Consider the following 7,359-nt stretch of genomic DNA (forward strand, 5'->3'; position numbering starts at 1 on the left):
ATTCCGGGTTCAATCGCCAGTGCGCCGCTGCGCACTGACGATTGCCCCGGAATGACTAACAAGCGAAAGGCGCGGCCCGCAGCGCGCAGGACCTAGGCGGAGGGCTTGCTCTCGCCCTTCAACGTCGCCAGCTCGGCCTCGAGCTCCGCGATGCGAGCATCGCGAAAGGCCAGCGCTTCCGCGACGTCGGCCGCGTCGAACTTCTGCGGGATGTGTTGCGGGCAGTTGGTGTCCCACGCGCTGATCGTGAACAGGATGACCTGCTCGGGCCGCGCCTTGTAGCCTCCCGGCATCAGCGAGGCCGTCAGCGCGGCATCGTCCTCCACCACCCGCGCCGTCCCCCAGATCTTCACCCGGCGGCGATGCGCGTAGTCCATGATGAAGATGTAGGCGTGCGGGTTCTCCGACAGATTGCCCTGCGTGATGTATTGCCGATTGCCGCTGAAGTCGGCGAACGCCAGCGTGTGGCTGTCCAGCACCTTGAGAAAGCCCTTCGGTCCGCCGCGATGCTGGATGTAGGGCTGGCCGTCGGCCGAGGCGGTCGCGAGATAGAAGCTCGTGGCCTCGGCGAGGCGGCCGGCGAGATCGGCGTCGACCGCGTGGCGAAAGCCGCGGCTCTGCTCCACATGCGCGTAGCTGTCGCGCGACCCTTTGCGCGCCTGGATCGCCTTCGCGGCGGGTGAGAACATGACGTCGCCGGGTGCCTGGATGGTTGTCTGGGTCATCGCAATGACTCCTTGTCGCTGCGGCAGTGACTGCCGCCATCACGCCAATATGGTCCGAATCCCCCTGGGAAATAATCCGGCTAGTTGACATTGTATCGTTGCAGATGTTGCAATAATCCCATGGACCGCATCGACGCCATGCAGGCTTTCGTCACCGTCGCCGAGCTGAACGGCTTCGCGCCGGCGGCGCGCCGGCTCAAGTTGTCACCATCGGCGGTCACTCGTTTGGTCGCCGCGCTCGAATCGCATCTTGGCGTCCGCCTGCTCCAACGGACGACGCGCTCGGTGACGTTGACCGATTCCGGACGACGCTATCTCGAGCGCGCTAGCCGCATCTTGGCCGATCTGGCAGAGGCGGAGCGCGCCGCGGAGAGCGAGCGCCTGCAGCCGGTGGGGCGGTTGGTGGTCTCGGCGCCCGTCGGCTTCGGCCGGCTCCATGTCGGTCCTGTCATGGCTGCGTATCTGAGCCGCTATGCCGAGGTCGCGGCCGAGCTGCGCCTCGAGGACCGTCAGATCAATCTGGTGGAGGACGGCGTCGACTGTGCCGTCCGTATCGGCCATCTCGGCGATTCGTCGCTCGTGGCCCGCCAGGTCGGCAGCATGCGCCGCATCGTGGTCGGCGCTCCCGCCTACTTCAAGGTCCATGGTGAGCCGCGGACGCCCGAGGCGCTGACGAAGCACCAGACCATCCAGTTCGGCCCGTCCGACGAATGGCGCTTCGTCAAGGAGGGCAGGGAGCTGCGGATTGCGGTCAGCCCGCGCCTTGTCACCAACAATGCCGACGCCGCGATCCAATATGCCGAGGCGGGCGGCGGCGTGACACGGGTGATGGCCTATCAGGCAGCGGACATGCTGCGCGGCGGCCGCCTCAAGCGGGTGCTGGCGAAATACGAGCCGCCGCCGCTCCCGATCCACATCGTGTTCCCGAGCTCCCGCCTCCTCTCCGCCAAAGTGCGCGCCTTCATCGACCTAGTGACCACGACCTGCGACTGGCGCTTCGGCTGAAAGCGACTACAACGCCACACCCCGTCATTCCGGGGCAAGGCCGAAGGCCTTGAACCCGGAATCCCGATGTTGTCTTGCCTCTGTTCTTCATCATCTCGAGATTCCGGGTTCAATCGACAACGCGCAGATGCGCGTTGCCGATTGCCCCGGAATGACGAGTGGATGCGATTGCGCCGACCTTGGTGCGACACTCGTCTTGATGTGAAAGACCGGCTGTTTCGGTCACTCCTTCTTCGGCACCACGCGAAAGGTCGCGTTCGCACGCGCGACGACGGCGTCGTCGGCCAGCACCAGGCTCTGGACGAAGCAGACGGTGCGTCCGCTCTTGATGACGTCGCTCTCGACGCTGAGCCACTGTCCGGTCCCGGCGCTGCCGATGTAGTCCACTGCGAGGTTGATCGTCACCAGCGACGCCTCCCAGCCTAGCGCCTGGGCGCAGCTATAGCCCATCGCATTGTCGGCCAGCGATGCGATCAGCCCGCCATGGATCAGCCCGCGCGAATTGGTGTGCGGCGTGGCGAGCCGCAGGCCGAGGATGACGGCCTTGTCGGTTTTCTTGGCGTAGAGCGGCTCCCAGGGATCGGTGAACGGGCTCTTGCGGAAATGCGGTTCGAATCCGGCGGGGACGCTGCTCATGCGTGTCTCGATCGTTGCTGGCGATGTCCGCAGTCAACGACATCAGCGCGGATTTTGCACCGCCTACAAAGTTTCAAACGTCTTTTGCGCGGGCGTTTGACACGTTGCGCATCGGATGCACGGGATGGGCCGCGCGCGATGTCGCCGGCCGTCCGGTGCGGCCCTGCGGCAATTTCGTGGTGCGATGCTCCCGCCGTGCAATTTCGGGTGCAGGCGAGATCCTTAACGTGTTAATGAAATGGCCATGTGCCTGCAACTTTCGTCTGCCAGACTTGCGCTGGCGGGCGCGATAGGCTCCGCTTGGCGCGTGCACTGGTGGCCAACCTGCCGCCGTGCTTGCAATGATGCTTATATGCTATAACAATGAAGCAAAGGGCCCTCGAAGGCCCCCTGATGGAGGAGACGATCCCGATGAGGAAGACGCTTCTGGCGTTGGCTCTGGCCGCCGGTGTGACCCCCGCGCTCGCGCAGGACAAGACATTCGAATTGAAGATCTCGCACTGGGTGCCGGCGAGCCATCCGCTGCAGAAGGCGCTGGAGGACTGGGCCGCGTCGGTCGAAAAGGCCTCGGGTGGCACCATCAAGGGCAAGGTGTTCCCGGCCCAGCAGCTCGGCAAGGCCTTCGACCATTACGACATGGCGCGCGACGGCATCGCCGATGTCACTTATGTGAATCCCGGCTATCAGCCCGGCCGTTTCCCGATCATCGGCGCCGGCGAGTTGCCGTTCCTGATTTCCGACGCCAAGGGGGGCTCGGAAGGTTTGGACGCGTGGTATCGCAAATATGCCGAGAAGGAGATGAAGGACGTCAAGTACTGCCTCGCCTTCGTCCACACGCCGTCGGCTTTCCACACCCGCACCAAGAAGGTCGTCGTGCCCGAGGACGTCAAGGGCATGAAGATCCGCCCGGCCGATGCGACGATCGCCAATTTCGTCACCCTGCTCGGCGGCACCAACGTGCAGTCGTCGGCACCGGAAGTGCGCGACATCATCGAGCGCGGCGTCGCCGATGGCGTCACCTTTCCGGCGGGCTCGCTGGTGCTGTTCGGCGTCGACAAGGTCACGAAGTACCACATGGATGCGCCGTTCTACGTGACGACCTTCGTCTTCGTCATGAACAAGGACAAGTACAACCAGATGTCGGCGACGCAGAAGAAGGCGATCGACGACAATTGCAACACGGAAGCCGCCGGCCGGGTCGGCGAGCCCTGGGGCAAGTTCGAGGACGCCGGCGTCGACAAGATCAAGGCCGAGTCCGGCCAGGAGGTCTACAAGCTGTCGCCGGAGCAGACCGCCTTGTGGAAAAAGGCCTCCGAGCCGCTGTTCAAGACCTGGGCCGATGGCGTCAAGAAGACCGGCGTCGACGCCGAGGCCGCCATGACCGAGCTGAAGGCCTCGCTCGCCAAGTACAAGGCGCTGGCGCAGTAGCGATCGCGATCATCGCAGATGCCGCGCCTCCCGCCTCATTCCGATGGATGCGGCAACGGGCGCGCCCTCGACGCGCGCTCCTCACCCCAACCCTCTCCCCGCATCCGCCTTCGCTCTTCGAGCTACGGCGGACAAGAGCGGGGCGAGGGGGCCCACCGCCTGCTGAGCAACAGCTCGCGCTCAATCTTCAGGTTTACGACTAAGATCAAACGGGGACGCCATGCAGCGCGCCTTCATGGACCGGATCATCGACGGGATCGAGTGGATCGCCGCGTTCTTCGTCGGCATCGTCGCGCTCGACATCTTCTTGTCGGTGCTGCTCCGCAACACGCTGAACTATTCAATCCCCGATTCCTTCGACATCGGGCGGATGCTGCTCGGCATCCTGATCTTCTGGGGCATTGCCGCGACATCGTACCGCGGCACCCACATCACGGTGGACCTCATCTGGGGCAATGTCGGCCCGCGCTATCAGCGCTGGATCGACATCTTCGCAACGCTGGTGCTGCTGTTCGTCGTCACGGTGCAGACCTGGACCCTGTTCGACAAGGTGCGCGGCACCTATGAGGACAACGTCCTCACCTTCGATCTGCACATGCCGACCTGGCCGTTCTTCGCCATCGCCTGGATCGGCGATGTTTCGGCGGTGCTCCTGATCGCCATCCGGACCTATCGCCTGATTTTCCACCCCGAGGAGATTCATGACCCTCACATCAAGCCCACGGAGTAGCGCCGCATGAGCACGGATGCGGTTGCCGTCATCGGCTTCGTTGCGCTGTTTGCGCTGATGCTGCTGCGCGTGCCGGTGGGCATGGCGATGGGACTCGTCGGCGTGTCGGGCTTCGCCTATCTCGTCAACGGCACGGCCGCGTTGAAGCTGGTCGGCCAGACCTCGATGCGCACGGTCACGGACTACACGTTCGGCGTGATCCCGATGTTCCTGCTGATGGGAACGTTCGTGTCCAACTCGGGCATGAGCCGCGAGCTGTTCCGCGCCGCCAACGGCTTCGTCGGCCATCTGCGCGGCGGGCTCGGCATCGCCACGGTCGCGGCCTGCGGCGGCTTCGCCGCGATCTGCGGCTCGTCGGTGGCGACCGCCGCGACGTTCTCGGCCGTGGCCTATCCGGAGATGCGCCGCTTCGGCTATCCGCAATCCTTCGCCACCGGCGTCATCGCCGCCGGCGGCACGCTCGGCGCGATGCTGCCGCCCTCCACCGTGCTCGCCGTCTACGGCATCATCACCGAGCAGGACATCGGCAAGCTGTTCATCGCCGGCATCATCCCCGGCCTGCTCGCCATGACCATGTACATGATCACCATCACGGTGATCGGCCGCGTCCGGCCGGATTTCCTGCCCAAGGGCGAGGCGCTGCCCTGGAGCGAGCGTATCAAGGGCCTCAAGGGCATCTGGGCGCCGATGCTGCTGTTCCTGTTCGTGATCGGCGGCCTCTACGGTCTCCCCTTCCTGCCGCGCTTCACGCCGACCGAGGCCGGCGGCGTCGGCGCCACCGGCGCGTTCCTGATCGGCGTGTTCACGGGACGGCTGAACAAGGACAAGATCCTGGCCTCGCTGCTGCAGGCCACGCGCACCGCGGCGGCCGTGTTCACGGTGCTGATCGGCGCCTTGATCTTCGGCTACTTCCTGACGGTGACGCAGACGCCGCAGAAGGTGACCGAATTCCTCACCGGTCTAGGCCTCGGGCCCTACGGGGTGCTGGCGCTGATCATGGTGATGTATCTCGTCCTCGGCTGCCTGATGGACGCGATGGCGATGATCATCCTGACCGTGCCGATCATCTTCCCCGTCATCTCCCATCTCGGCTTCGATCCGATCTGGTTCGGCGTTATCATTGTGATGACCGTCGAGCTCGGCCTGATCCATCCGCCGGTCGGCATGAACGTGTTCGTGATCAAGAGCGTGGTGAAGGACGTGTCGTTCTCGACGATCTTCAAGGGCGTGCTGCCGTTCGTCGCGACCGACCTGATCCGGCTGGTGATCCTGATCGCCTTCCCGCTGCTCGCCACCTGGCTGCCGCAACAGATGATGAACCGCTGATGACAGCGCCCATCCTCGACACCCGCTACGTCTTCACCCTCACCGTCATGATCGGCGAGGTGACCTCCGCCGGCGAGACCGGCATCGGCGTGCGCCGGATCATCCCGATCCATGGCGGCGAGGTGAAGGGGCCGGGCCTCGGGGGCGAAGGCATCAGCGGCACAATCTGCAACTTCGGCGCCGACTTCCAGATCATCCGCCCCAACGAGCTGATCGACCTCGAAGCCAAATACGCCTTCGAGACCGATGACGGCGCGACCGTCCATGTCGAGAACCGCGGCATCCGCTTCGGGCCGGTCGACTTGCTGCAGAAGCTCAAGCGCGGCGAGCCGGTGGACCCCAGGCTGATCTACTTCCGCACCCACCCGCGCTTCGAGACCGGCCACGAGAAGTATCGCTGGCTGATGGAGCACGTCTTCATAGGCTCCGCCGCCCGCCATGCCGATCGCGTCATCATCGACGTGCACATGGTGCTGTAGGCCGGGCGGCTTGCGTCACGCTTCGTCATAGTGAGGAGCAGAGCGACGAAGCAATCCAGAGCATCTCCTCGCAGGCAGTCTGGATTGCTTCGCGTCGCTCGTAATGACGGTGCGGCGCCAGCTGTTGCTGCAACCTCGGCTGTCGTCCCTGCGAACGCAGGGACCCATACCGCGGAATTGATCGGTGAGGCATGACTGCCAGTCATCGTCCCATCGAAGCCGGTGGTTATGGGTCCCTGCGTTCGCAGGGACGACACCGGAATCTGTGGCCGCGGGCTCTCGCCTCATACACCATTGTCGTCCCGGGTAAGCCTCGGCGGCGCGCAGCGCGGTCGAGGCGCCGCCCCGGGACGACAGCGCAGCTAGTGGTGGCGCCGTCCGGAAGCCATGGCGTCGAGCAAGAAAATCGGGACGCCCGGATCCCGGGCAGACGTACGACTAATCCTCGTCGTCCCAATCCGAAACCCGGCCGTAGCCGCCGTGGTCGCAATCGCGATAGCGGTGAGCCGGCACGTAACGGTAGCGCTCGTAGCCGTAGCCGTCATACGTGGCGTCGCGGTAGTGGGAGCGGTAGACCGGCGCCGCCTCATACGCTTGCGCTTCCGACGCCAGCGCGCCGCCGATGAGGGCTCCGGCCACCAGGCCGCCGATCAACGCCGCATTGCGGCCGTCATGGGCTTGAGCGGGCGCCGGCGCGGCGAACAGGGTTGCGGTCACAGCGAGCGCGGCGACGCCGCCTGCGAGAGATGTCTTCAGCGAAACCATGGTCCCCTCCATTGGGAAGTGTAGGGACGTTCTACATCGCGGGCTTTGAAGGCACCCTGAATGCAATGTTGTTGGCCGTTCATCTCGGATGTCGCCCCCGGGGGCTTCGGCCTAAGCGGCATCCTCCCAGCATATTCTGATAAAAATAAATATCTTGCGCTTTATCGGAAATTATGGTTCTTTACCGGCATCCCGTCCCAAGCCGAGGGGCGTAGCGCGCGATCGTCACGACACGCGGGGCGGGGAGCGGTGGCCGCGATCATGT

Annotated in this window: 8 protein-coding genes; 5 read left to right on the forward strand and 3 right to left on the reverse strand. The window is 64.7% G+C overall.

What is annotated here, in order from left to right:
• Positions 1 to 92 precede the first annotated feature (92 nt).
• On the reverse strand, positions 93 to 725 hold the full coding sequence (locus QX132_RS31095) for a pyridoxamine 5'-phosphate oxidase family protein (protein WP_315783771.1): 633 nt from the start codon (positions 723 to 725) through the stop codon (positions 93 to 95).
• 120 nt (positions 726 to 845) lie between these two features.
• Between QX132_RS31095 and QX132_RS31100 the strand changes: the two genes are divergently transcribed.
• The gene (locus QX132_RS31100) at positions 846 to 1,730 is read left to right on the forward strand and encodes a LysR family transcriptional regulator (protein WP_315775521.1); all 885 of its coding nucleotides are present in this window, start codon (positions 846 to 848) and stop codon (positions 1,728 to 1,730) included.
• 222 nt (positions 1,731 to 1,952) lie between these two features.
• On the opposite strand, the gene QX132_RS31105 is transcribed toward QX132_RS31100, so the two are convergent.
• Positions 1,953 to 2,366 carry a PaaI family thioesterase gene (locus tag QX132_RS31105; protein WP_316163666.1) on the reverse strand — a complete coding sequence of 138 codons (414 nt, stop codon included), beginning with the start codon at positions 2,364 to 2,366 and terminating at the stop codon, positions 1,953 to 1,955.
• Positions 2,367 to 2,777: 411 nt separating this feature from the next.
• On the opposite strand from QX132_RS31105, the gene QX132_RS31110 reads away from it, so the two are divergent.
• The 4 genes from QX132_RS31110 to QX132_RS31125 all read left to right on the forward strand — a co-directional run bounded on the left by QX132_RS31110 (position 2,778) and on the right by QX132_RS31125 (position 6,329).
• Complete coding sequence (locus QX132_RS31110) at positions 2,778 to 3,794, forward strand: TRAP transporter substrate-binding protein (RefSeq protein WP_315783768.1); 1,017 nt, start codon at positions 2,778 to 2,780, stop codon at positions 3,792 to 3,794.
• Positions 3,795 to 4,014: 220 nt separating this feature from the next.
• Complete coding sequence (locus tag QX132_RS31115; protein ID WP_315734741.1) at positions 4,015 to 4,524, forward strand: TRAP transporter small permease; 510 nt, start codon at positions 4,015 to 4,017, stop codon at positions 4,522 to 4,524.
• A gap of 6 nt (positions 4,525 to 4,530) precedes the next feature.
• On the forward strand, positions 4,531 to 5,850 hold the full coding sequence (locus QX132_RS31120) for a TRAP transporter permease (protein ID WP_315734739.1): 1,320 nt from the start codon (positions 4,531 to 4,533) through the stop codon (positions 5,848 to 5,850).
• Positions 5,850 to 6,329 (forward strand): DUF3237 domain-containing protein, encoded by a 480-nt coding sequence (locus tag QX132_RS31125; RefSeq protein WP_316163667.1) that lies wholly within the window; start codon positions 5,850 to 5,852, stop codon positions 6,327 to 6,329. Before QX132_RS31120 ends, QX132_RS31125 begins: the two co-directional genes overlap by 1 nt.
• Before the next feature lie 438 nt (positions 6,330 to 6,767).
• Here QX132_RS31125 and QX132_RS31130 read toward each other — a convergent pair whose 3' ends face one another.
• Complete coding sequence (locus QX132_RS31130) at positions 6,768 to 7,094, reverse strand: hypothetical protein (protein WP_315775518.1); 327 nt, start codon at positions 7,092 to 7,094, stop codon at positions 6,768 to 6,770.
• Between the last annotated feature and the right edge of the window lie 265 nt (positions 7,095 to 7,359).

The organism is Bradyrhizobium sp. SZCCHNRI20481, assembly GCF_032485055.1.
GTDB lineage: Bacteria > Pseudomonadota > Alphaproteobacteria > Rhizobiales > Xanthobacteraceae > Bradyrhizobium.